Source organism: Pseudomonas sp. CC11G, from assembly GCF_056174845.1.
Window position 1 is genome coordinate 1 of sequence record NZ_JBWBZC010000013.1, and the last position, 21,955, is coordinate 21,955.

Below are 21,955 nucleotides of genomic sequence, written 5' to 3' on the forward strand. Positions count from 1 at the left end.
CTTCAATGTGCGCCACCGAGAACGCCAGGTTGCTGGCGATCGAACTCTTGCCCTCGCCTGGTACGGAGGAGGTGACCAGAACAATCTTGCGTGGGCTGTCGAGGTCGGTAAGTACCAGGCTGGTACGCAGGGTTCGAATCGATTCGCTGAAACGCCTTGTTGACGTTGTCTTCGAACAGATGCGCCACCTGATGACGGTTCTTCTTCGGTACCAGAGGCACCACGCCGAGTACCGGTACATTGAGTTTGCTTTCGACGTCTTCGGTGCTCTTGAAGCTGTTGTTCAGGGCTTCGAACAGCAAGGTCAGGCCGATGCCCATCACGGCGGCGAGTACCGCTGCAATGCCGACGATCAGCGACTTGCGTGGCTTGCTCGCCTTGGTCGGCACAATGGCGCGGTCAACGATACGGGCGTTGGCCGAGTTCATGTCCGAGGTGGCAGCGGTTTCTTTCAAGCGGGTGAGGAAGGTTTCGTAGAGTGAACGGTTGGTGTCCACTTCACGTTGCAGTTCGCGCAGCTTGAACTCCTTGCGGGAGATGTCCTGGATCTGCGCCTTGTTGCTGTTGAACGAGGAGCGCAGCGAGCTTTCGTTGGCCTGGCCAGTTGGTAGTTACGTTCGATACCGGCAACCACCAATTGCACCTGCGCCTGCAGGCTGGCGGTGGCCGCGGAGAGGTCGGAGCGCGCGGCAACCATGGCCGGGTGCTTGTCGCCATAGCGGCGCGACATCTCTTCCACTTTGGCCTGGGCACGGGCTACGTCGGCTTTGAACTGTTGAATCAGCGGGTGACCCAATACGGCCGGCACACTGGCCAGACGCTCTAGGTCGCCGGAGGTGCTCAGGCTCTGCACCTGACGGTACTGGCTTTCTGCTTCAGCACGTGCGCGGCGGGCATCAATCATCCGGGTGCCAGTGGCCGATAGCTCGTTGGCGCTGATGGTTGCTACGCCGTCGACATCCACCAAGCCTTCGCGTTCGCGGTAGGCCTGCAGGGTGTCTTCAGCGGTTTTCAATTTGCCGCGCAATTCTTCCAGGCGCGAGTTCATCCAGTTGGTGGTCGCCAGTGAGGTGTCCAGGCTGGCGTCCAGCTGGCTTTCGATAAAGCCTTCAACCATGGCGTTGGCGATTTTGGCCGCCAGCACCGGGTCGGGAATTTCCACACTCACGGCCAGCAGCTTGCTCTTGCCCAGCAGTTGCGGCTCGATTTCTTCACGCAGGCGCTGAGTAACGGTGTCGAACACTTGCTCTTCAGTCGGCCCGGCATTCGGGTCTTCTTCCGGCACCAGGCCAGGAATCAGGTCGGCCACGCCAATCTTGCGCAGAATTTCCTTCGGATTGAAGGCCGATTTGGCATGCTGGCGAGGGTCGAACAGCGGCTCGTCGGTCAGGTTCAGCTTGCGCACCACGCGCTCGGCCAGGCCGCGCGACTGGAGGAGGGCGAGCTGGGTTTGCAGGTACTCGCTGCCACCGTCGGTGGTGTCGAGAATCTGGCTGAACGACAGCACCGGTGGGTGCTTGTCTTCAATCATAAGCACAGCGCCGGCGCGGTACTGCGGGGTCAGGTTCAGCACCGCCACCACGGCCAGCATGGTGACGATGACGATCAGCGCGAGGATGTTCCACTTGGCTTGCCAGAGCGTGTCGCCCAGCTTTTTCAAGTCGATGACATCTTCATCTTCGTTGTGGCTACGAAAGGGCAAGACTCGTTCTGGGGTAATGCGCTGCAGATCATTCATCAGAAAAAACCTTGCTCGATGGTGATGGTGTCGCCAGGAAGAATGGCGGTGTCGAGAGTGGCTTTATCGCCCTGACGGGTTTCACCAGTGCCACGCATGATGGTCACGCGCTTGGTCGAAGCACGCTCCGTCAAACCACCGGCAAGGGCGATGGCGCGTTGCAAGGTGAGGCCCGGCTGGTACGGATAACCACCAGGTTTTTGTACTTCGCCGCTGATGTAGAACTCGCGGTAGGTGACCACAGCTACGGTTACCTTGGGATCTTTGAGGTAGCCGTCTTTAAGCTTGTTGGCGATCAGGTCTTCGATCTGGTTCGGCGTCTTGCCCTTGGCGTTGATCTGGCCAACGAAGGGGTAGGTGAACGTGCCCGCGTCATTCAGGCGGATTTCGTCAAAGCTCAGGTCCGGTTCGCCGTACACCTGGATGCGCACCACATCGCCGGAAGCGAGCTGGTATTGACCGCCGGATTCAATAGCGTCGGCCGCTACGGCCAGTTGGCAGAAAACCAGGGTCATCAGCGAGAGAACAAGTCTGCGAATCATAGATAGGCTCAAGGTGATATCTCAAAGGCTGCCGGTCAGGCTGATCATGTAGATGTTGCGTTTAAAGCTTGCTCGGCGGCGTTGGAGTCGTCTTCGCGGTGGGTGTAACCCACGGCAACGTCGAGCCAGCGGCGCATCTTGTAGCTGACGCTCAAACCGATGGCGGAGAGGTCATCGGAGCGGTCCTGGCCTTCGTAGTCCTTGGTGCCGAATTCGTACTTCACGGTGGAGGTCACCCGTTCAGTCCAGCCGTGCGCCCAGGCAGCGAGGTGCTGGTGTTCTTGATGGCATCGGAGCCATCGTCACCTTCGTCGAACGCGCGGGTGGTGGTGAGGCTGAACTTGGAATAGGTCAGCGGCAGCCAGTCGACGCCGACTTCCCACATGGGGCTGCTCAGGTCATCGCGGCTGTTGTCATCGAAGTCTTTCTTGGCATAACCACGCGCAGCTTGCCGGTGGTTTTGGCCGTGGCATCCCAGGTGCCACCGACCAGCACGGCATCAGTGGTGCTGTTGCGCGGGCTGTCTTTGAGCACGTAGTCGAATTTGCTGTGGCGCAGTTCCACCAGCGAGTTGGTCGAGCCGCCGAGGCGGTGGTACCAGACGGTGTTCAGCGCCGTGGTGTCGCGCTCTTCGTCGGCGTTGATATCGCCGCTGTTGTCGTAGCGCAGCTCTTCGTAATTGGCGCCGAAGTCCAGGCGGTTATCCGCTTTGGCCGAACCGATGGTGTACACGCCACCCACATGGCTGGCGTGGTACTTGTCGTTTTCTTCAGCGACGGCAGTGTCGCTGGTTTCCTCGATTTTCTTGTAGCCGGCCTCCAGTTTCAGGCGCTGGCTCGAAGTGAATTCCATAACGCTTTCGAGCAACACCTTGTGGTCGGTGTTCGAGGCGTCGGAGTCATCGTGATAGATATCGCTATCCGCTTCGTAGGTCAGGCGATAGGCGCTGTTGCGGTCTTCAGCCAGCAGTTCGAAGGTCGGCGTGATGCTGGTAATCCAGGACGACTCTTTGTGGTGTTCCAGTTCACGGAAGTTATCGTCGTAGCTTTCTTTCACCGCCAGGGTAGGGGTGAATTGCAGGCCGAAGACATCGACGCTTTGGGGCTCTAGAGCCCATGCCGAGGCGGGGATTATGGTCGGGGCTGCAAGCGTTAGGGCTAGCCGACGGATCGATTTCATGCGGAGTCCTTGCTGTGTTCATTCCTGCGCGAAGCGCGCGTCAGGGCATTCGGTGAAACGATGCCGCTTCGCTTAGTGCATGGCGTTGGCAAATGGTTTCATCAACGTTATGCCAACTCCGTATCAACTTGGACTGGCGGTCTTCGTGCTGCTGCCGGTGCCGGCGTTATCGCCGTCGGGGGTGCCGGTGCCGCTGTTGTCACCGGCTTCGTCTGCGGCGATCAAGGGCGTGTTCGCCACAGGCAGGGTGCCTGCGAGGTGGCGTCGGCGTGGGCGGCGGTGGCGGTCAGGCAAAGCAGCAGGGCGGTGAGGTGAAGCGCACGCATGGGGCGGTCCTTGTGCAAGATGACGGTTACTCGGCAGGGCTGCCGAATCACGAGCTAAACCGCTTTCTCCCACGCTACCGCCCCAAGGTTACACGTATGGTCCTTGATAACGCGGCACGTCAATGTGGTGGAAAAGCAGTTTCGGTAAAGCGTTTTTCAGTGCGTATTGCCGTGCTTTCAAGCGCTCTTGATATGGCTCAAGGGCACGCGAACCGGCTGTTCGCGACTCAACAACTGCAACAGGATCATCACCCGCTCGGTGCCATCCATCGTCAGGAAGATGCCTTCCAGCGTGCTCAGGGGCCCCTGGATGATTTGCAACTTGTCGCCCGGCTGGAACATCTGGCTGGGCACTTCACCCGAACAGCGCGCACGCAAATGTTCGATCACCTGGTTGGCGACCGTGGCGGGGCCGTGGTTGAAGTTGACGATGCGGCTGACTCCGCGCGTGGAGCGCAGCGCAGACCAGTTGTCCTCGTGGGTCAACTGGATAAATAGGTAGCCCGGGAACAGTGATTCGAGCACGCCTTGCTGTTTGCCACGCAACACGCGTTGGGTCACCAGCTGCGGCCGGAAGGTCACATAGTTCTGCCGAAGCAAATTGTCCTCAGCTCGACTGTCTTGGCGCGCCTTGCATTGCAAGAGGTACCAGGCCGGCTGTGTGGTGCTAAGTCTTTCCATAGACCGATCACTCCACTTCGCGAAATCAAGCTGGCTGAGATATCTGGGGGGCGTGCGTTACAACTGCCCACGCACTCGAACCAGGACCTAATTCACACGAAGCACGAAATATGCCATGACATACCGCCGATGTTAGCGAGGCAATGTGTCGCTTTCATGGCGCCCCTCATTAGCGAGGATTTCTAGCTGATTTTGTTAGGTTTATTTTTATTGAAAAGTTCAAAAAAAATTTACATAACGGACAGCGGGAGCGGAGCATATGCCTCTCCACGCGGGGTAGCAACCTGCCATATTTCTCGGTTGCACCTGTAATAAGTCCCTTACACATCAAGGAAATTACGTTTTTATGGGGCCTAACTTCATGCTGGCGCCCTGCCAGGTCACGTTTTGACTCGACTTTCGTTGGATTGATTTTTCGGCATTTGTTCCGGAGTTTTTCCATTTCGTCGTCCGATCAACGGTCGCTTTGTAAGCGAAAAAATACCGCGTCGCCTCCCGCGTTCCGTGGCCGCCAGCGACATTCATGCACCCTTGCTGTGCAGTAAAAGTCCCTGCTGCTACTAAACGATGACAAGCCTGGGTTTTTTAGACCGTTGGTGCGGTTTTTTGCGGCATATCCGTCAGGCGGCAAGACAAATACGCCGGGCATACGCCTGATTGGCGTGCAGGTTGTTGGACTGCTGTTGGTGGAGAGACAGTGCCAGGCCGTAGTAGCACCGTTTCGCTTGGGTGCACCGGCTAGCGCGGCTGCCCGGTTTTAGCCCGAGCGAGCGCTTGGTGGCGGGCGGTGTCGGTGATTGGCTGCTTCGCTATAGCGAAATGCTTACAGAGGCTGGCTCTGATATCGCCTTTTATGTCTGTAGGACGGGGCTTAATCTTTAACCGTCACTGGAGCACAGGGAGTGCTTCAGGATCAGGGACGATCGACCATTGCCATGATGGCTACCGACAGGATGTTGGGATGGTCTGAGAAAAACCCGCTTCGGCGGGTTTTTTGTTTTCTGTGTTGCATAGGTTTTGTGTGCTCCTTCGTTACCGCGTGCGCTGGGCGTTTTTGTTTCGCGCCTTACGCGCGAGTCACTTTTTAGCAGTCGCCGGTATGCCGGACCACCTAAAAAGTAACCAAAAACGGCTTGCCCCCACCTTGGGTTTTCACTGCGTGAAAACTTCCCTCGCTGCGTCGTTGCTCCGGGGGCACGCCACGACGGGCCGTCCCTGGCCCATCGTGCCTCTCGCGGCATCCATGCCGCTCAACCCCCTCCACAACGATTCTATTCGGCCTGCGCTCAAGGGGCGGGCAGATCAAGATCAAAAGCCAGATCAAGTGCCCCTCACCCCAACCCTCTCCCGCAAGCGGGAGAGGGGGCAAAATCGGAGTGAGGCGGTCGCCATACGTCACCCCTCGCCCGCGTGCGGGAGAGGGGCCGGGGGAGAGGGGCATTTGATCTGGCTTTTGATTTGCCCGCCCCTTTAGCGCCAGGCCGAGCGGAGTCGTTGCGTAAGGGGTCGTAGCGGCCGGGAGCCGCGGAGAGGGATGGGGCCATGGATGGCCCTCAGCCCGGCCCCTGGAGCAGCGACGGAGCGAGGGAAGTCGGAGCGCAGCGGAGACCCCAGGTAGGGGCAAGCCGTTTTTGGTTACTTTTTAGGGCGACTGCTAAAAAGTGACTCGCGCGTAAGGCGCGAAACAAAAACGCCCAGCACACGCGGTAAAGAAGAACACCTACGCCCGAAAGCAAACGGCAGGTAGCACCGCGGCTCAGCCGCCCCTCCGCTGCAACGTGCACTTAGGCTGCTCCCCAAACAACCCCCTATACGCCTCCGAAAACCGCCCCAAATGCCAGAACGACCAGCGCATCGCCACTTCAGCCACGGTCGTCTCCTCCGGCGCCGCCAGCGCCAGATCCCGGTGTGCCGCATTCAACCGCCGCAACCGTAACCACGCACTGGGCGTGATCCCAGTGAACTGCGTAAACGAATGCTGCAACTGCCGCACCGTCACCCCAGCCGCCGTAGCCAATTCCAACACATTGAAATTGTCCTCCGGATACGCACTGGCCAACTCGAACACCTGACTCACAATCCGCCGGTCTTCAGCCAGCCGCCGTTGCTTGGGTTGATCCAGCGAGCGCGACGAACAATCCAGCACAAATAAACAGTCATCCACCAACTGCCGCGACAGGTTGGCGTCCAGGCTCGCACCCGGCGTCGCCGAGAGCTTGTTCAGCACATAGCTCAACCACGAACTGAACACCTGACTCTGCTGCGATTTAAGCGGCGTCAGCAGCAGCCCATCCAGGCAATCGGAGCTGGCCGCCTGGCCCATCAGATTCAGGTCGACCACCACCGCCACCTCGCGGTAGTTCTCCGGGGTGATCCAGGTGTTCTGGCTCTGGCTGTTCAATAAATAGAGAGCGCCATCGGCCATGTCGAAGCTGAACACCAATGCATTGTCGGGAGCATGAAAATGCTGCTCGACGCGGGTGTTCATCCGCTCTTCATAGGCCTCTACGCCGTTGCACTGGGCATGCACGATGCTGCCGTGAAAACGCCCGGCCGACATCTGCGCGTAGTGCTGGTGCCAGCCATCGATGGCCAGCCGTTGTTGGTCCACATCGAGTGTTTGTAGGACCTTAATCGGCATGCGCTCCCCCGAGCCGCTTTTTTATCAGATGGGTATGTAAGTGGCGTCTGATTATGGCTGCGCTCGATCCAGCGATTGTTTAGCCGTTTGCGGAGCTTAGGTTGGCCGTTTAGCGACTAAACGTCGCATGCGCCAAAAAGTGGCAGGGCGGTTTGCGCAAACTGGATAGATGCCTCAATTGCCGGCCGTGCAGACTCGGCGCCTTCAAGTACAACTCCCTGAGGGTTTATGAAAGGCGATCTGCAACAGCTGAAAACTTGGCTGAATAACAACAAAGTCACCGAAGTGGAATGTCTTGTCTCCGACCTGAGCGGCATCGCTCGCGGCAAGATTTCCCCCACCAACAAGTTTCTCGCCGAGCAAGGCATGCGCCTGCCCGAGAGTGTGCTGTTGCAAACGGTGACCGGCGACTTTGTCGATGACGACGTCTATTACGACTTGCTCGACCCCGCCGATATCGACATGCATTGCCGCCCCGATGAAAACGCCGTGTTCCTTGTGCCATGGGCGCTGGAGCCAACTGCCCAGGTGATCCACGACACCTACGACAAGATGGGCAACCCCATCGACCTGTCGCCGCGCAACATCCTCAAGAAGGTGTTGGCGCTGTACACCGCGAAAAACTGGAAGCCCATCGTCGCCCCGGAAATGGAGTTCTACCTCACCGAGCGCAGCCCGGATCCGGACTATCCGTTGAAGCCGCCAGTCGGTCGCTCCGGTCGCCAGGAAACCGGTCGCCAGTCGTATTCCATCGAAGCCACCAACGAATTCGACCCGCTGTTCGAAGACATGTACGACTGGTGCGAAGCCCAGGGCCTGGACCTCGATACCCTGATTCACGAGGAAGGCACCGCACAGATGGAAATCAACTTCCGTCACGGTGATGCGCTGCAACTGGCCGACCAGATTTTCGTGTTCAAGCGCACCATGCGCGAAGCCGCGCTGCGTCATAACGTGACCGCCACCTTTATGGCCAAACCCATGACCGGCGAGCCGGGCAGTGCCATGCACCTGCACCAAAGCGTGGTTGATTTGACCACCGGCAAAAGCGTGTTCGCCAACGAAGACGGCAGCATGAGCGAGCTGTTCCTGGCCCATATCGGCGGCCTGCAAAAGTACATTCCCGAAACTCTGCCGCTGTTCGCCCCCAACGTGAACTCGTTCCGCCGCTTCCTGCCCGACACCTCGGCGCCGGTGAACGTGGAGTGGGGCGCAGACAACCGCACCGTGGGCCTGCGCGTGCCGGAATCCGATCCGCAAAACATGCGCGTGGAAAACCGTCTGCCGGGCGCTGACGCCAACCCGTATCTGGCCCTGGCGGCCAGCTTGTTGTGCGGTTACGTCGGTATGGTCGAAGGGCTGAGCCCGAGCGAGCCCGTGGTGGGTCGCGGTTACGAGCGCCGCAACCTGCGCCTGCCGCTGACCCTGGAACAGGCCCTGGAATGCATGGAGCAGTCGGCCATGGTCAAGGAATACCTGGGCCAGCGTTTCCCGGCAGCCTATGTGGCCGTGAAGCGTGCCGAGCATGAAAACTACAAGCGCGTCATCAGTTCCTGGGAGCGCGAGTTCCTGCTGCTGAGCGTGTAAAACAACAACTACCTGATAAGGGCGACTCGATGAGCAATTCACTGATCAAAACAGTGTTGGCTAGCAGCGTATTGCTGCTCAGTGGCGGCGTGTATGCCGCCGGCGTGGTGAACGTTTACAACTGGACCGACTACATCGGCGAAACCACCTTGAAAGACTTCAAGGCGGAAACCGGCATCAACCCGGTGTACGACGTGTTCGACTCCAACGAAACCCTGGAAGGCAAGCTGCTGGCCGGGCGCACCGGTTACGACGTCGTCGTGCCGAGCAACCACTTCCTTAGCCGGCAGATTCGCGCCGGGGTGTTCCAGAAGCTGGACAAGAGCCTCTTGCCCAACTTCAAAAACCTCAGCCCGCAATTGCTCGAGCGCCTGAAAGAAAACGACCCCGGCAACGAATACGCGGTGCCGTACCTGTGGGGCACCAACGGCATCGCGTTCAACGTAGCAAAGGTCAAGGAAGCGCTGGGCGTCGACACCATCGACTCCTGGGCCGTGCTGTTCGAACCGGAAAACCTGAAAAAGCTGCAAGCGTGTGGCGTGTCCTTTATGGACTCGCCAGACGAGATCTACCCGGCCGTACTCAACTACATGGGCAAGAGCCCGCGTAGCGACAAGCTGGAAGACTATAAAGAAGCGCAGAAAAAGCTCGACGCCATTCGCCCGTACATCACCTACTTCCACTCCTCGAAGTACGTGGCAGACCTGGCCAACGGCAACATCTGCGTAGCCTTCGCCTACTCCGGCGACGCCTTCCAGGCCATGAGCCGTGCCCAGGAAGCCAAGAACGGTATCGACATCGCGTACGTCGTGCCGAAAGAGGGCGCCAACCTGTGGTTCGACATGCTGGCCATTCCGTCTGACGCGAAAAACGTCGCCGAAGCCCATGCGTACATCAACTACCTGATGAAGCCTGACGTGATCAGCAAGGTCAGCGACTTTGTCGGCTACGCCAACGCCAACCAGGCAGCGGATGCGGTGATGGACCCGGAAATTCGCCAGAACCCGTCGATCTACCCGTCGGAAGAGGTGCTGAAAAAGCTCTACGTCTCCTCCGAGTGGACCCCGACCGTAATGCGCTGGACCACCCGCGCGTGGAACAACTACAAGTCCGGTCGGTAATTTCTACCGCTTCACATCATGACCTGGGGGCTTCGGCCTCCAGGCTATAGGCCTTTGTATGTCGCAAAATTCTTCTCTCTTAGGCGCGGCGCCCACGGCCCATACCGCCTCCTACTACCACGCCACCCGCAACAAACAGATCGACTTTCCCGTGCTCAATGGCGCGCTGGATTGCGATGTGTGTGTGGTCGGCGGTGGCTTCAGCGGGCTGAACACCGCCATCGAACTGGCCGAACGCGGTCTGTCGGTGGTGTTGCTCGAAGCCAAGCAAATCGCCTGGGCCGCCAGCGGTCGCAACGGCGGCCAACTGATTCGTGGCGTCGGCCACGACCTGTCGAAATTCGCCGGACAGATCGGCACCGACGGCGTTGCCACCCTGGAACGCCTCGGGCTCGAAGCGGTGGAAATCGTCCGCGACCGCGTGGCCAAGTACAACATCGATTGCGACCTGCGCTGGGGCTACTGTGACCTGGCCAATACCCCGCAGCACTACCAGGGCTTTATTGAAGACAAGCAAGCGCTGGAACGCATGGGCTACGGCCATGAACTGACCCTGATCGAACCGGGGCAGATGGACCGCGTGGTCGGCTCCAATGTGTTTGTCGGCGGCATGATCGATAGCGGGTCCGGCCATTTACACCCGCTCAATCTGGCCCTCGGCGAAGCTGCCGTGGCGCACAAACTTGGCGTGCGCATTTTCGAAAATAGCGCCGCGCAACGCATTGAATACGGCGCCAAAGTAAAAGTGCACACCGCCTCCGGGCTGGTGCGCGCCAACAACCTGGTGCTGGCCGGCAACGCCCACCTGGCCGGCTTGGTGCCGGAATTGAGCGGCAAGGTACTGCCCGCCGGCAGCTACATTATCGGCACCGAGCAACTGAGCCCGGCGCAAGCTGAGCAGCTGATTCCCGGCAACCGTGCGCTCTGTGATCAACGTGTAGGGTTGGACTACTTCCGCCTTTCCGCCGACCGTCGTTTGCTGTTCGGTGGCGCATGCCATTACTCGGGCCGCGACCCGCACGATATCGCCGCCTATATGCGCCCGAAAATGCTCCGTGTGTTTCCGCAACTGGCCGACACGCGCATCGACTTCGCCTGGGGCGGCACCATCGGCATCGGCGCCAACCGCCTGCCGCAGATCGGTCGTTTGCGTGGGGAAACCAACGTGTACTTCGCCCAGGCCTATTCCGGCCACGGCGTTAACACCACGCACCTGGCCGGGCGTCTGCTGGCCGAAGCGATCTGCCGTCAGGACAGCACCGGTTTCGATCTGTTCGCTGCCGTGCCGCATATGAAATTCCCCGGCGGCAAACTGCTGCGCACGCCGCTGTTGGCGTTGGGGATGTCGTGGTATCGGTTGCGGGAAATTGCTGGGTTTTGACGTTCTTGTTGGGCTTCGCTGCGCTCAACCCAACCTACATGCTGGATTCCCGCGTGCGCGGGAATGACGGTGTTCTTTCGGGCGCCTCCGTCATCCCCGCGCAGGCGGGGATCCAGAATCTTGCAGGTGAGTGCTATCCACGGGTTGCCCCCAACCCCGCTCCCTCAACCCAATCGGCCCAAACGGATCCACCAACGTCCCCGCCACCATCGACGCCAGAATCTGCGGCGCCGGCGGTACCTTCGACAGCGTCGCCATCACCCGATCCCGCAAGAACGGCAACACCCGCGAATCCGACTGATAGAACGGCGTAAACGCCCCCGACAGCGCCTGAAAAGTGCGCACATGCAACCGCCGCGACGCCGCATAGCGGGGCAGGGCGCTGGCCAGGTCGGTGCTGGTGTTCAGTGCATGCACCAGCGCGCGCGCATCGAGCAACGCCATATTGGCGCCCTGGCCCAACTGCGGGCTGGTGGAGTGGGCCGCATCGCCAATCACCGCCAGGCTGCGCCCGACCGGCATGGCCAGAGTGTGATGGCCGTAGCGGGCCAGCGTCATGGCGTCGAAATCATCGATTTGCTGCAAATAGCTTTCGCAGTCCGGCCACAACCCGGCCACCTGGTCTTTCCATTTGGTGATGCCGGCGCGCTTTAGCGTCTCCACCTCATCCGGCTTGGTGCTCCAGAAAAACGCGCTCATGGCGGCACTGCTCGGGTTGGCTTTACCAATCGGCAGCACGCCGATCATGGTGGTCGCGCGGTGATAACGCTGCACCAGCGCTTTGCTGCTTAACGCCGCGGCATCGGCCTGTAACGATGCCCAGAACGCGCCGTACACCAACGGTTTCGGTTCGCTGGGTTGGAGGGCGAAGGTCTTGAGTTTGGAGCGCGAGCCGCTGGCGTCCACCACCAAATCGAACGGGCCGGCCTTGGCCTGCGTGGCGCTGACCAGCCAGGCCAGGTCGCCGCGGGTTTCCAGGGTGTCCACATCCAGCCCTGTTTCCACCGCGATGCCCTCGGCTTGTACAGCCTCGAACAACACATGGAATAGCGCCGCCCGGTGCACCGCAATGCCATGCCGGCCGCCCTTGATCGCGGCGTAGCGCACATCCAGCACGGTGCGGTTGGAGTGGGCATCGGCGCCATAAAGGCGATCGATGCGGCTGCCCAGTTGGGCGATGGCCTCGTACAGGCCCAGATCATCCAGCACGGTCAGACCGGTGGGCTGCAGAATCAGGCCGGAGCCTACGGGCGCGGCTTCGGCAAAACGCTCGAACACCGTTACCTGATGGTCACTGCGTTTGAGATACAGGGCGGCGGCCAGGCCAGCAGGGCCGGCGCCGACGATGGCAATACGCAGCGGTTTGATCACCAGAATTCTCCAGCCCGACTTCAGGGGGCATGTCCTTGGATGGGGGGCAGCGCAGCCGTTATACCGATAAACGCCGGACAAAAAAATGGCCAGTGGGAGAACCCGACTGGCCATTGTTCGAGGCTTGATGCATCAGCTGCCGCCACCTGCACCGCCGCCCCCACCTGCACCACCGGAACCGCCCGCGCCACCAGAACCACCGCCGGTACCGCCACCCACACCGCCGCCGGTGCCACTGGTGCCGGTGCCGCCTGTACCGGTGCCGCCGGTGCCCGTGCCACCGCTACCCGAGCTGCTGCCACCGCTGCCGCCCGATGGGCTCACAGTGCCGCCAGTGCCAGTGGTTCCAGTGCCGGTAGTGCCCGCGCCGGTACCGGTGGTGCCAGTACCCGTGCCGATTCCTGTACCGGTGCCGCTAGTGCCGGTCCCCGTGCCAGTTGTGCCCGTGCCGGTAGTCCCGGTACCTGTGCCAGTCGTGCCTTGGCCCGTAGCGCCGGTACCCACGCCATTGCCGGTAGTGCCGGCGCCGGTGGCCGAGTTGCCGGTGCCTTCACCGGTTGTGCCCGCCTCCGGCGCACCGCCCACCCCATTACCGGGGCTGACCGTGGCAGCCAATACAAGCGTGGAAGAAGAGGCCGCCAGCAGGCCGCTGAGTAACAAGGCAGTGAAAGGTAATTTGGTCATCGTCGATGCTCCAGTTCTATGAGTTACCTAGAAGTGGAGTAGCGGCAAATTGCCGTTGTTCGACAAACAGGATGAGTGGTCGTAAATGAAGCCGAAAATGAAAAAGGCGCCGGGAGGCGCCTTTTTACCGAGCGGTCAATCAATGCCACCAGCGTGGCAGGCCCCAGCGGTCGTCTTCGCTCTGGTCTTTTTTGTCGACGGCCTGGGTGGTGTCATCGGCTTTTACGGTTTTGCTTTGAGCCGCGCTTTGCTCGGTGGTTTGTTTAGCGGTAGCAGCTTCGTAACTGTGGTTGACGTCGGCGCCAGCGAAGGCAGTGCCAGTTAACAACGCAGTGAGCAGGGAAGCGGTAACGATGGTTTTCATGGTGAGTTCCTCAAGGGGTAGGTAAGTGACTTCGGAGCCAAGGTTCCGCTTTTGCCGCTGCCTTGAGAAACGCATGGTGTTGGTAGTGAATATCGCTGGAATTGATAGGGGATGGTTCGACGGGGATGCGACTTCGTAGGAGCGACCTTGGTCGCGAACCCTGGAAACGATGTTCGCGAATTGCGTTTGCAGGGTTCGCCAGCAAGCTGGCTCCTACGGGCACCGAGGCTTGTGATCTACCGCTCGTGATCTACCGCTTGTGATCCACCCGCCCCTTTAGCGCCAGGCCGAGTGGAGTCGTTGCGTAAGGGGTCGTAGCGGCCGGGAGCCGCGCAGAGGGATGGGGCCATGGATGGCCCTCAGCCCGGCCCCTGGAGCGACGACGGAGGGAGGGAAGTCGGAGCGCAGCGGAGACCCCAGGTAGGGGCAAGCCGTTTTTGGTTACTTTTTAGGGCGACTGCTAAAAAGTGACTCGCGCGTAAGGCACGAAACAAAAACGCCCAGCAAACGCGGTAACGAATACCACCGAACCTAGCCAAACCGCCCCGGCAAAAACGGTGCCACCGCCACAGAGGCAGGCACCCCACTGGCCATCTCCGCCACCAACTGCCCCGTAATCGCCCCCAACGTCAGCCCCACATGCCCATGCCCGAAGTTATAAAAAACCTGCGGCAACAACCGCGACTGCCCCACCACCGGCTTGCTATCCGGCATCGACGACCTAAACCCCATCCACCGCGAAGACGGCTCATGCTGCAGATTGAGAAACCGCCGCGCCCCACTGGCCAGATACCGATACCGGCGCGGATCCGGTAACGCCTCAGTCCCCGCAAACTCCACCGTGCCCGCCACCCGCAACCCCTGCGCCATAGGCGTCATATAAAACCCACCCGCGCCCCAACACACCGGCCGATTCAACACCTCGCCCGCCTGCTCAAACAACACGTGATACCCCCGCTCAGTATCCTGCGGCAGGTTATCCCCCAGCGAATTAGCTAACTGCTTCGACCAGGCCCCCGTGCACAACGCCACCCGCGCCGCCGAAAGCGTTTGCCCGCTCGCCAGGTGCGCCACCACCTGCTCGCCATCCACGGCATGCCGCTGAATATCACGCAACTCACCGCGCACAAACTGCCCACCCATTTCCAGAAACCGCTGGACCAACTGCAAGCTCAACGCATACGGGTCCAGCGTGCGACTCACCCCCGGCAACTCCACACCCAACGCCGCACGGGCATTGAGCGCCGGCTCCATGTCATGCAACTCACGGTTTTCCACCAGCCGAATCGGCACATCGAAGGGCAGGTGATACGCCACCATCTCTTCAGCCACATGCCGCTCATGGGCCTCGAAGATATACAGCGCCCCGTCATGACGAATCAGGTGATTGGCCTGGGCGTCGTCCAGCAACGTGCTCCACGACGTCATGCACGGCTTGAGCAAGGTATCCAGATCCCGGCTGATGCCCTGCACCTGTCGCTCGCTGGAAGCGCGCAAAAACTGCCACAGCCACGGCGCGATTTTGCCCAGGTACGCGGGGCGCACTTTCAGCGGGCTATCGGGTTTGAGCAGCAAGGCCGGTGCCTGACGCCAGATACCGGGCGTGGCCACCGGCTCCACCGAGTAGGTCGCAAAGGTGCAGGCATTGCCGAATGAAGTAGCCGTGCCGGGTAGCTGGCGGTCCAGCAGGGTGACTGTCCAGCCGTGGCGTTGCAGCCACAGGGCGGTGGCAATGCCCACCACCCCGGCGCCAACTACCAGGGCGGGTCCGCGCGTATGTTTTGTTGTGGTCATGGAGCGGCTCGTTATCGGTGGTCTATCGATACTGACCGCAACCTTACCCATTGGTACAACGCCATGCTTGGCCGCGTGCCCGCACGGAGATTTTTGCCGTTAAATCGATTGGCCCAGCGCCTGACGCACCCGCTCTGCCGCCTCATCATCGGCCGGCGTCACCAGCGCGTAGTTGTACTCATCGCTGGACCAATAATCCGCCTGCAACTCCCCATCCCGGCGCGCCCCACGGGCCAGCAAATAATGCTGCGGGCCCGGCGGGCGAATATAGAAACTCACCTTGCGCCCGTTCGGGTCCTGGTACACCAGCATCGCCGCCGCGCCCTGTTCGGTGCTGATCATCCGCCCGCCCACTGGGGTAAAACCGGCCGCCGCCAGATCGGGAATGCGGTCGGCGCGGGCGAAGTGCTGGTCCAGCCAGCTCTGCGGGTTATTGCTGGTGCTCGCCGTCCAGTCGCGGGCCATGCCGTCCTTGAGGGCGAACATGCGATAGGCCTGTACGGCATCGGCCATCGGCAGCATATGGCTGGCGAAGTTGAGGGTGCGCGCCTGCCAGCCGCCGACACCGCCGAGGCCTACGGCAATCAGCAGCAGGGCGGCCGTGGCGAAGTGGCGGCTGCGCTGGCGGCGCAGGCCGTGGCGGATGGCGGCGGGGTCCAGGTGCGGGTTGGGCGCCAGGTGCAAGGCGCCGCTCAGGGCTGCGCGCAACTGCTGGGCGTCGTGTTGCCAGGTCTGCACCCGGGCGGCGATTTCCGGGTGAGTGGCCAGGTACAGCGCCACTTGCTCGCGCTCGGGTTCGCTCAGGTGGCCGTCCACGTAGGCGTGCAAATCCTGGTCGCTGGGGGGCAGTGTGATCATTTCAACACCCGTAAGGCTGGCGTGGTGATTTCGCCCTCGCTGAGCAGACGCAAGGCCTGCCGCGCGCGGGATAAACGGGACATTACGGTGCCAATCGGCACGCCGAGAATAGCGGCGACTTCCTGATAGCTCAGGCCCTCCACCGTCACCCACAGCAGAATCGCCCGTTGTTCATGGGGCAGGCGTTCGAAGGCGGCGAGGGTGGTTTGCGCCACCACCGTGCGTTCGGCCGACGGCGCGTAGTGCTCGTCCTGGCCTCCGGTAAACAACTCCAGCAAACGCCGATAGCGGTTGGCGCTGCGGTGCGCATCGAGAAACTGGCGGTACAGGATGGCGAACAACCAGGCGCGCAGGTTGCCTTCCGGTTGCTTGCTGGCCCAGGCTTTTTCCAGGCTCGCTGCACCAGGTCGTCGGCGCTCGTAGGGTTACGCGTCAGCGACTGGGCGAAGCGGCGCAGCCTGGGGAGTAGCTCGCGCAGTTGGTCATCGATGCCGTGCATGGCGGTCCGCATTCTCGGTAATCAGCAGAGTGTGGCGAGCAAGACGCCTGTGCGCCGACTTTATTCCCCAGCCCTGCAAAAAATAAATAAATCCGCCGCCGGGAATAAACCCGCAGAAGGGGCGTCTGACTGCACCTTCGCCTGACTCTGGAGCTTCCATGGCCGACAGTGACCCGCAGCACCGCCCACCCCTAAGCCGCTCAACCTGCCCTGCGCCTCGGTGCCATCGGCGCCGTCACGGTAGTGATCGCCGCCGCGCTGGCCTACACCGGCGGCTACTTCAGCCCGAACGCATTACCCCGAACCGCGTGGTGGATGTGCTCGAGCACAACAATGGCGAGCACCTGGGTTTCGCCGCAACCACCCCAAAGGCATTTGCGTCACCGGCTACTTCGAGAGCAATGGTGCGGCGGCCGAGCTCTCCAGTGCCGAGGTGTTTTCCGCTACGCGTACGGCGGTGCAGGGGCGTTTTTCGTTGCCCACCGGCAGCCCGTATTCGCCCGACAGCGCCGCCCCTCTACGGAGCATGGCCCTACGTTTTCAACAGGCCAACGGCCAACAATGGCGCACCGGCATGAACAGCATGGCGGTGTTTCCGGTGGTACGCCCGAGGCGTTTTACGGCCTGCTGCAAGCCACCGCGCCAGACCCCCGCCACCGGCAAACCCGACCCGCAAAAAGCCGGCGCGTTTTCGCTGCGCACCCGGAAACCGGCGCGTTTCTGGCCTGGGTAAAAACCGCCAAACCGGCGGCCAGCTTTACCAGCGAAACCTATAACAGCGTCAACGCCTTCTACGTCACCAACGCTGCCGGCCAACGCCAAACCGTGCGCTGGAGCATGGTCGCGACCACCGACGCCACAGGCGCCGCGCCGCAAACCGACGACTACCTGCAAGCCGACCTGCAACAACGCCTGGCCGCCGGCCCGCAGCGCTGGAACCTGGTGCTCACCCTGGCCAACCCCGGCGACCCGAGCAATGACGCCAGCAAAACCTGGAACGGCGACCACCGCACGGTAAACGCCGGCACCCTGGTGATCGAACACGAGCAGCCGCAAGACAACGGCGCGTGCCGCGACATCAATTACGACCCGCTGATTTTGCCCGCTGGTATCGAAGGTTCAGACGATCCACTGCTCGCCGCGCGGTCCGCCGCCTATGCCGCCTCGTATGAACGCCGTGCGGGTGAAGTTGAGTCGCTGCCGGCTCCTGATAACAAAAGCGAGGGGAACCGCTAATGAGCATTCAATACTTCTCAAAAGCTGCGCGGGTGCTGCACTGGCTGATGGCCGTGATGATCTTCGCCATGTTGTTTATCGGCGTGGGCATGGTGGCCTCGGTGTCCGAGCGCCACCAATGGCTGATCAACCTGCACAAGCCGCTGGGCATCGCCATTTTGCTGTTGGTGATCGTGCGCCTGGGCGTGCGCTTTACCCATGTGACGCCGCCGTTGCCGGCTGATTTGCCCAGCGTGCAGAAGCTCGCGGCCAAGTTGTCCCATGTATTGCTCTATGCCTTGATGCTGGCCTTGCCGCTGGTGGGCTGGGCGATGATTTCGGCGGCGGGTGATCCGGTGATGCTCGGCAGCAGCGTGCGGTTGCCGGCGCTGCTGGCCGCTGATGCGCCGACCTTTGCCATGCTCCGCAAGGCGCATACCTACCTGGCGTATCTGCTGTTTGCGACCGTGTTGCTGCACTTGGCCGCAGCGCTGTTCCATGCCTGGATTCGGCGCGATGAGGTGGTGGCGAGCATGCTGGGGCGGTAAACCTTAAAGCAAAAAAGCATCGAGGCTGAAGCCTCTCCCACCCAGACCGCATGTTCCTTGTGGGAGAGGCTTCAGCCTCGATTGCCTTTACTCGGTACGACATTTGCTGCGCCATTTCCTTTCAGCCACACCGAAAGGAATCTGCATGCTGATCGCTCACCTATCAGACCCCCACATCTGCCCAGAGGGCGAGCTGTACCAGGGCCTGGTCGACTCCAACGCGATGTTTGTCGCCGCCGTGGCCCAGGTTGCAGCGCTGGACCGCCGCCCGATGTGGTGATCATCACCGGCGACCTGATCGACGATGGTTCGCCCAAATCCTACGCGCACGCCAAACAGTTGCTCGCCGCGATCAAGCAGCCGCTGCTGCTGATTCCCGGCAACCATGACGAGCGCGAAGCCTTTCGCGAGGCTTTTGCCGACCTGGGTTATTTGCCGGCCAGCGGACCGCTGCATTTTGTGGCCGGGCAATACGGGCCGGTGCGCATCGTGGCGCTGGATATCACCGTTCCCGGTTTGCACCACGGCGACTTCGATGATGCTGCGGCAGCCTGGCTGGACCAGACGCTGGCCGCCGAACCGCACCGCCCAACCCTGGTGATGCTGCACCAGCCGCCGTTTGCCAGCGGTATTCCCTATATCGACCTGTACGCCTGCCACAACGGGCCTCGCCTGGCCGAAGTGATCAAGCGGCATGCGCAGGTGGAGCGGGTGGTGTGCGGGCATATTCACCGGTTTATGCAGCTGCGCTTCGGCGGCAGTTTGTTATGCACCGCGCCTAGCACTACGACGGCAATTGCATTGCGGCTAAGGCCGGATGCCGAGGAGGCGTCGTATATCGAGCCGCCGGCGTTGCTGTTGCATCACTGGAGGGAGGACGTGGGGCTGATTACGCACTGGGTGCCGATTGGGGCGTTTGCCGGGCCGTTGCCGTTTGCGTAGCGCGATAGCCGTCGATTCGTCCTATTGGGTCTGCCACTGTCCGCCAGCCTTCTCACAATCGGTGCGCGCTTGCGATTGATCCTTGAGGTCGTAGTAATACGTCACCACCTGCGCCCCTTTGGGGATATTGGCCGACTCGGCCTTGCTGTCCTTGCTGCTGGAATGCGAGTTGGCCATCGATTCCTGGGTGAGGGTCGCGGTGCAGGTGCCCATGGATTTTTCCGGGCAACTGGCGACTTTGCTTTTGCTGCTGGCCAGGGTTTCCTTGCTTTCATTGCTGCACGACCAGTCGATGCTGCCGGCCGGCACGCCTTTGTATTCGTAGCAGGATTTACCTTCCACCATCGGCACCGCTGCGCTTTGCGAGCGGGTCTCGACCATGCAGGCTTCGGCCCACACGCCGGTCGAGGTCAGGCAGGTCAGCAGTACAACGAGCAGGCGGGTATTCATGGTGGTGGCCTTTTATTGGGGGGCTTTGAGCTGTGAAAAGGCGAGTGCGTTGTTGGTTCAGCAGGTTGGATGAATGGTATTGGTGACCAGCGGTCTACACTGCACCCAACCCAAAACAAGAGAGCTCACCCCCATGACCCTGGCCACCCGAGTGCTGTTGACGCTGTTGTTGTCGTTGTTCGGTATTAACGCAATGGCGCAGTCCGATGCCGCCTATCAGGAAGAGGCGCAACACGCCAAGGCGCTGCTGCTCAAGGCGGTGGACTACTACGAGAAGAACGGCGACGCCGCGCTGGCCGCCTTCAGCCGCCAGGGCGAGTTCGTTACCGGCCAGTTGTATGTGTATGTGGTCAACACCCAAGGCGTGATGCTGGCCAGCGGCGGGCCGTCGGTGATGCTGGTGGGCCGCGACGTATCGGCCACTCTGGATGCCGACACCAAGAAAGCCTTCGCCCGCGCCATCAGCGAGCCGGAAGGGGAAATGCACGAGGCCGAGTACCGTTGGGTAAACCGCCAGGACGGCAAGGTCGAGCGCAAACACACCTACTACCAGCGCATCAACGACCGCATTCTGGCCGTCGGTTATTACCTGCCACGGGCTACCCCGCAAGCGGCGAAAAAGCTTCTGAATGAAGCGGTGGTGGCCATCAATAAAGACCCGAAAACCACCTTCACCGCGATCAACGATCTGGACCGCCGTTACCTGCAGGACGATCTCTATGTGTTTGTGGTCGACCTGGAAACCAAACGCTTCGTGGCCCACGGCTACAACCGCCGCCTGATCGGCACCGACTTCGCCAACCTCAAGGCGCCCGACGGCGTGGAGATTGGTCAGCGCATGATTGATGCCGTGAACAAAAACGGCAAAGGCGAGCTGGAATACCTGTGGCGCAACCCGGTGACCGAGCGCAACGAGCACAAGCATGCGTACCTGGAAAAGGTAGGGAATTACCTGGTGGCTGTGGGGTACTACTCGCGGTAGGCCACAGCATGGGTTTCGCCTAGCGGCTCTACCCATCCTACGAGGCAGCGTTGACCCGTAGGATGGGTAGAGCCGCAGGCGAAACCCATCAATTCACCCATCAATTCACCCATCAATCACCCATCCTCCCGCCTTATCTCCTCCAACATCGCCTGCGCCGCCGGCGACAAACTGTGCCCGGCACGCGTCACCACGCCGTACGCCGACTGCTGCGCCGGCTGGTCGCTGACCAGCGGCAGCACTTCCAGCCGCCCGTTCTGCACATCGTCGGCCACCACATCCCACGGCGACATGCTGATCACATCGCTACTCGCCACCAGCGCCTTAAGCACCAAAAAGTTATTGCACTCGATCTCCAGCAACTGCTGGCGTCCGCTGATTTGTCCTAGCGCGGCGGCCACCGTGTCGGGCAGCTGCGTGCCGGCCAACGGGTAGCGGCTGAGCTTTTCCCGGTCGATATGCGCTTCGCTTAGTAGCGGGTGGCCCGGCCGGCAGAAGAACACGCCAGGGTAGCTGCGCAAGGGTTCGATTTGCAGCAGTGGGTCGCCGGCGAACTCGCGGATATCGGCCACAAACAGCTCAAGGCTGTCGGCCAGCAACTGCTCGCGCAGCGGCAGCCACCCGTCGATCACCAGTTGCACATGCACTTTGGGAAATCGCGTGACCAGTTGCCCCAGTGCCCGCGGTATCAGCCGTGCAGCGGGGTAGGGGCCGGCGCCCAGGCGCAATTCCCCGGCCTCCAGGTTGGCCAACTGGCTGACGGCGTTATGCATAGACCGGCTGGCCTGTAACAGCCGCCGCGCATGCTCGAGCACAAGCTGACCGTGAGCGGTGAGCACCGCATTGCGCGGCCCGCGGTCCAGAAGGCGGCAGCCGAGGCTGGTTTCCAGCGCCTGAATACTGCGCGACAGCGCCGGCTGGCTGAGGTTGATGGCCTCGGCCGCGCGGGCGAAATGGCCGTATTCGGCAACGGCGACAAAATGGCGAAGCTGGCGCAGGTCATTCATGCAGTTCTCGCATCAAAAGCTGAATAATTTTGCATTGGAATTATC

At 61.1% G+C, this 21,955-nt stretch carries 22 protein-coding genes and 2 pseudogenes; 8 read left to right on the forward strand and 16 right to left on the reverse strand.

Going from position 1 to position 21,955, the window contains the following annotated elements:
* Positions 1 to 2 precede the first annotated feature (2 nt).
* The 8 genes from AC0V2S_RS16385 to AC0V2S_RS16420 all read right to left on the reverse strand — a co-directional run bounded on the left by AC0V2S_RS16385 (position 3) and on the right by AC0V2S_RS16420 (position 7,107).
* Entirely contained in the window at positions 3 to 497 is a 495-nt protein-coding gene (locus tag AC0V2S_RS16385; RefSeq protein ID WP_475510658.1) for a GNVR domain-containing protein, read from the reverse strand.
* Positions 452 to 1,738, reverse strand: coding sequence for a GumC family protein (locus AC0V2S_RS16390; RefSeq protein WP_475510659.1), 1,287 nt, complete (start codon positions 1,736 to 1,738; stop codon positions 452 to 454). The genes AC0V2S_RS16385 and AC0V2S_RS16390 overlap by 46 nt, the downstream gene beginning before the upstream one ends.
* Positions 1,738 to 2,253: a polysaccharide biosynthesis/export family protein gene (locus tag AC0V2S_RS16395; protein ID WP_475510761.1), complete on the reverse strand. Its 516-nt coding sequence runs from the start codon at positions 2,251 to 2,253 to the stop codon at positions 1,738 to 1,740. The genes AC0V2S_RS16390 and AC0V2S_RS16395 overlap by 1 nt, the downstream gene beginning before the upstream one ends.
* 71 nt (positions 2,254 to 2,324) lie before the next feature.
* Positions 2,325 to 2,516, reverse strand: a complete 192-nt coding sequence (locus AC0V2S_RS16400) for an outer membrane beta-barrel protein (protein ID WP_475510660.1) — start codon at positions 2,514 to 2,516, stop codon at positions 2,325 to 2,327.
* Positions 2,513 to 2,665 carry a hypothetical protein gene (locus AC0V2S_RS16405; protein WP_475510661.1) on the reverse strand — a complete coding sequence of 51 codons (153 nt, stop codon included), beginning with the start codon at positions 2,663 to 2,665 and terminating at the stop codon, positions 2,513 to 2,515. The genes AC0V2S_RS16400 and AC0V2S_RS16405 overlap by 4 nt, the downstream gene beginning before the upstream one ends.
* An 8-nt stretch (positions 2,666 to 2,673) precedes the next feature.
* Entirely contained in the window at positions 2,674 to 3,459 is a 786-nt protein-coding gene (locus AC0V2S_RS16410) for an outer membrane beta-barrel protein (RefSeq protein WP_475510662.1), read from the reverse strand.
* Positions 3,460 to 3,962: 503 nt separating this feature from the next.
* Entirely contained in the window at positions 3,963 to 4,466 is a 504-nt protein-coding gene (gene rfaH, locus AC0V2S_RS16415; RefSeq protein WP_475510663.1) for a transcription/translation regulatory transformer protein RfaH, read from the reverse strand.
* A 1,756-nt stretch (positions 4,467 to 6,222) separates the two neighbouring features.
* Entirely contained in the window at positions 6,223 to 7,107 is an 885-nt protein-coding gene (locus tag AC0V2S_RS16420; protein WP_475510664.1) for a helix-turn-helix domain-containing protein, read from the reverse strand.
* A gap of 228 nt (positions 7,108 to 7,335) precedes the next feature.
* Between AC0V2S_RS16420 and AC0V2S_RS16425 the strand changes: the two genes are divergently transcribed.
* From AC0V2S_RS16425 to AC0V2S_RS16435, 3 genes are read left to right on the forward strand one after another with little or no spacing between them, the layout of a single operon-like run.
* The gene (locus tag AC0V2S_RS16425; protein WP_475510665.1) at positions 7,336 to 8,694 is read left to right on the forward strand and encodes a glutamine synthetase family protein; all 1,359 of its coding nucleotides are present in this window, start codon (positions 7,336 to 7,338) and stop codon (positions 8,692 to 8,694) included.
* A 29-nt stretch (positions 8,695 to 8,723) separates the two neighbouring features.
* Positions 8,724 to 9,815: a polyamine ABC transporter substrate-binding protein gene (locus AC0V2S_RS16430; protein ID WP_475510666.1), complete on the forward strand. Its 1,092-nt coding sequence runs from the start codon at positions 8,724 to 8,726 to the stop codon at positions 9,813 to 9,815.
* Positions 9,816 to 9,873: 58 nt separating this feature from the next.
* Entirely contained in the window at positions 9,874 to 11,196 is a 1,323-nt protein-coding gene (locus tag AC0V2S_RS16435) for an NAD(P)/FAD-dependent oxidoreductase (protein ID WP_475510667.1), read from the forward strand.
* Between the two features lie 90 nt (positions 11,197 to 11,286).
* Here the strand turns inward: AC0V2S_RS16435 and AC0V2S_RS16440 are convergent, their stop codons facing one another.
* From AC0V2S_RS16440 to AC0V2S_RS16465, 6 genes and pseudogenes are all read right to left on the reverse strand, one after another.
* Positions 11,287 to 12,567 carry an FAD-dependent oxidoreductase gene (locus AC0V2S_RS16440; protein WP_475510668.1) on the reverse strand — a complete coding sequence of 427 codons (1,281 nt, stop codon included), beginning with the start codon at positions 12,565 to 12,567 and terminating at the stop codon, positions 11,287 to 11,289.
* 132 nt (positions 12,568 to 12,699) lie between these two features.
* The gene (locus tag AC0V2S_RS16445; protein ID WP_475510669.1) at positions 12,700 to 13,251 is read right to left on the reverse strand and encodes a hypothetical protein; all 552 of its coding nucleotides are present in this window, start codon (positions 13,249 to 13,251) and stop codon (positions 12,700 to 12,702) included.
* 139 nt (positions 13,252 to 13,390) lie between these two features.
* Positions 13,391 to 13,615: a hypothetical protein gene (locus tag AC0V2S_RS16450; protein WP_475510670.1), complete on the reverse strand. Its 225-nt coding sequence runs from the start codon at positions 13,613 to 13,615 to the stop codon at positions 13,391 to 13,393.
* Between the two features lie 531 nt (positions 13,616 to 14,146).
* Positions 14,147 to 15,409, reverse strand: coding sequence for an NAD(P)/FAD-dependent oxidoreductase (locus AC0V2S_RS16455; RefSeq protein WP_475510671.1), 1,263 nt, complete (start codon positions 15,407 to 15,409; stop codon positions 14,147 to 14,149).
* 99 nt (positions 15,410 to 15,508) lie between these two features.
* A complete protein-coding gene (locus AC0V2S_RS16460; RefSeq protein WP_475510672.1) occupies positions 15,509 to 16,267 on the reverse strand; it encodes an anti-sigma factor family protein in 759 nt (252 codons plus the stop codon).
* A pseudogene (locus AC0V2S_RS16465) lies at positions 16,264 to 16,766 on the reverse strand (sigma-70 family RNA polymerase sigma factor). The gene AC0V2S_RS16460 and the pseudogene AC0V2S_RS16465 overlap by 4 nt, the downstream one beginning before the upstream one ends.
* Positions 16,767 to 17,139: 373 nt before the next feature.
* Between AC0V2S_RS16465 and AC0V2S_RS16470 the strand changes: the two are divergent.
* The 4 genes and pseudogenes from AC0V2S_RS16470 (at position 17,140) to AC0V2S_RS16485 (ending at position 19,471) form a co-directional block, all read left to right on the forward strand.
* Positions 17,140 to 18,002 (forward strand): annotated as a pseudogene (locus AC0V2S_RS16470) (catalase family peroxidase).
* Entirely contained in the window at positions 18,002 to 18,529 is a 528-nt protein-coding gene (locus AC0V2S_RS16475; RefSeq protein WP_475510673.1) for a cytochrome b, read from the forward strand. Before AC0V2S_RS16470 ends, AC0V2S_RS16475 begins: the two are co-directional and overlap by 1 nt.
* Before the next feature lie 145 nt (positions 18,530 to 18,674).
* Positions 18,675 to 18,809, forward strand: a complete 135-nt coding sequence (locus tag AC0V2S_RS16480; protein WP_475510674.1) for a hypothetical protein — start codon at positions 18,675 to 18,677, stop codon at positions 18,807 to 18,809.
* Positions 18,803 to 19,471 (forward strand): phosphodiesterase, encoded by a 669-nt coding sequence (locus tag AC0V2S_RS16485; protein ID WP_475510675.1) that lies wholly within the window; start codon positions 18,803 to 18,805, stop codon positions 19,469 to 19,471. The genes AC0V2S_RS16480 and AC0V2S_RS16485 overlap by 7 nt, the downstream gene beginning before the upstream one ends.
* 21 nt (positions 19,472 to 19,492) lie before the next feature.
* Here the strand turns inward: AC0V2S_RS16485 and AC0V2S_RS16490 are convergent, their stop codons facing one another.
* Complete coding sequence (locus tag AC0V2S_RS16490; protein ID WP_475510676.1) at positions 19,493 to 19,921, reverse strand: hypothetical protein; 429 nt, start codon at positions 19,919 to 19,921, stop codon at positions 19,493 to 19,495.
* A 133-nt stretch (positions 19,922 to 20,054) separates the two neighbouring features.
* Between AC0V2S_RS16490 and AC0V2S_RS16495 the strand changes: the two genes are divergently transcribed.
* A complete protein-coding gene (locus AC0V2S_RS16495; RefSeq protein ID WP_475510677.1) occupies positions 20,055 to 20,903 on the forward strand; it encodes a cache domain-containing protein in 849 nt (282 codons plus the stop codon).
* A gap of 116 nt (positions 20,904 to 21,019) precedes the next feature.
* On the opposite strand, the gene AC0V2S_RS16500 is transcribed toward AC0V2S_RS16495, so the two are convergent.
* Positions 21,020 to 21,910: a LysR family transcriptional regulator gene (locus AC0V2S_RS16500; protein WP_475510678.1), complete on the reverse strand. Its 891-nt coding sequence runs from the start codon at positions 21,908 to 21,910 to the stop codon at positions 21,020 to 21,022.
* Positions 21,911 to 21,955 lie beyond the last annotated feature (45 nt).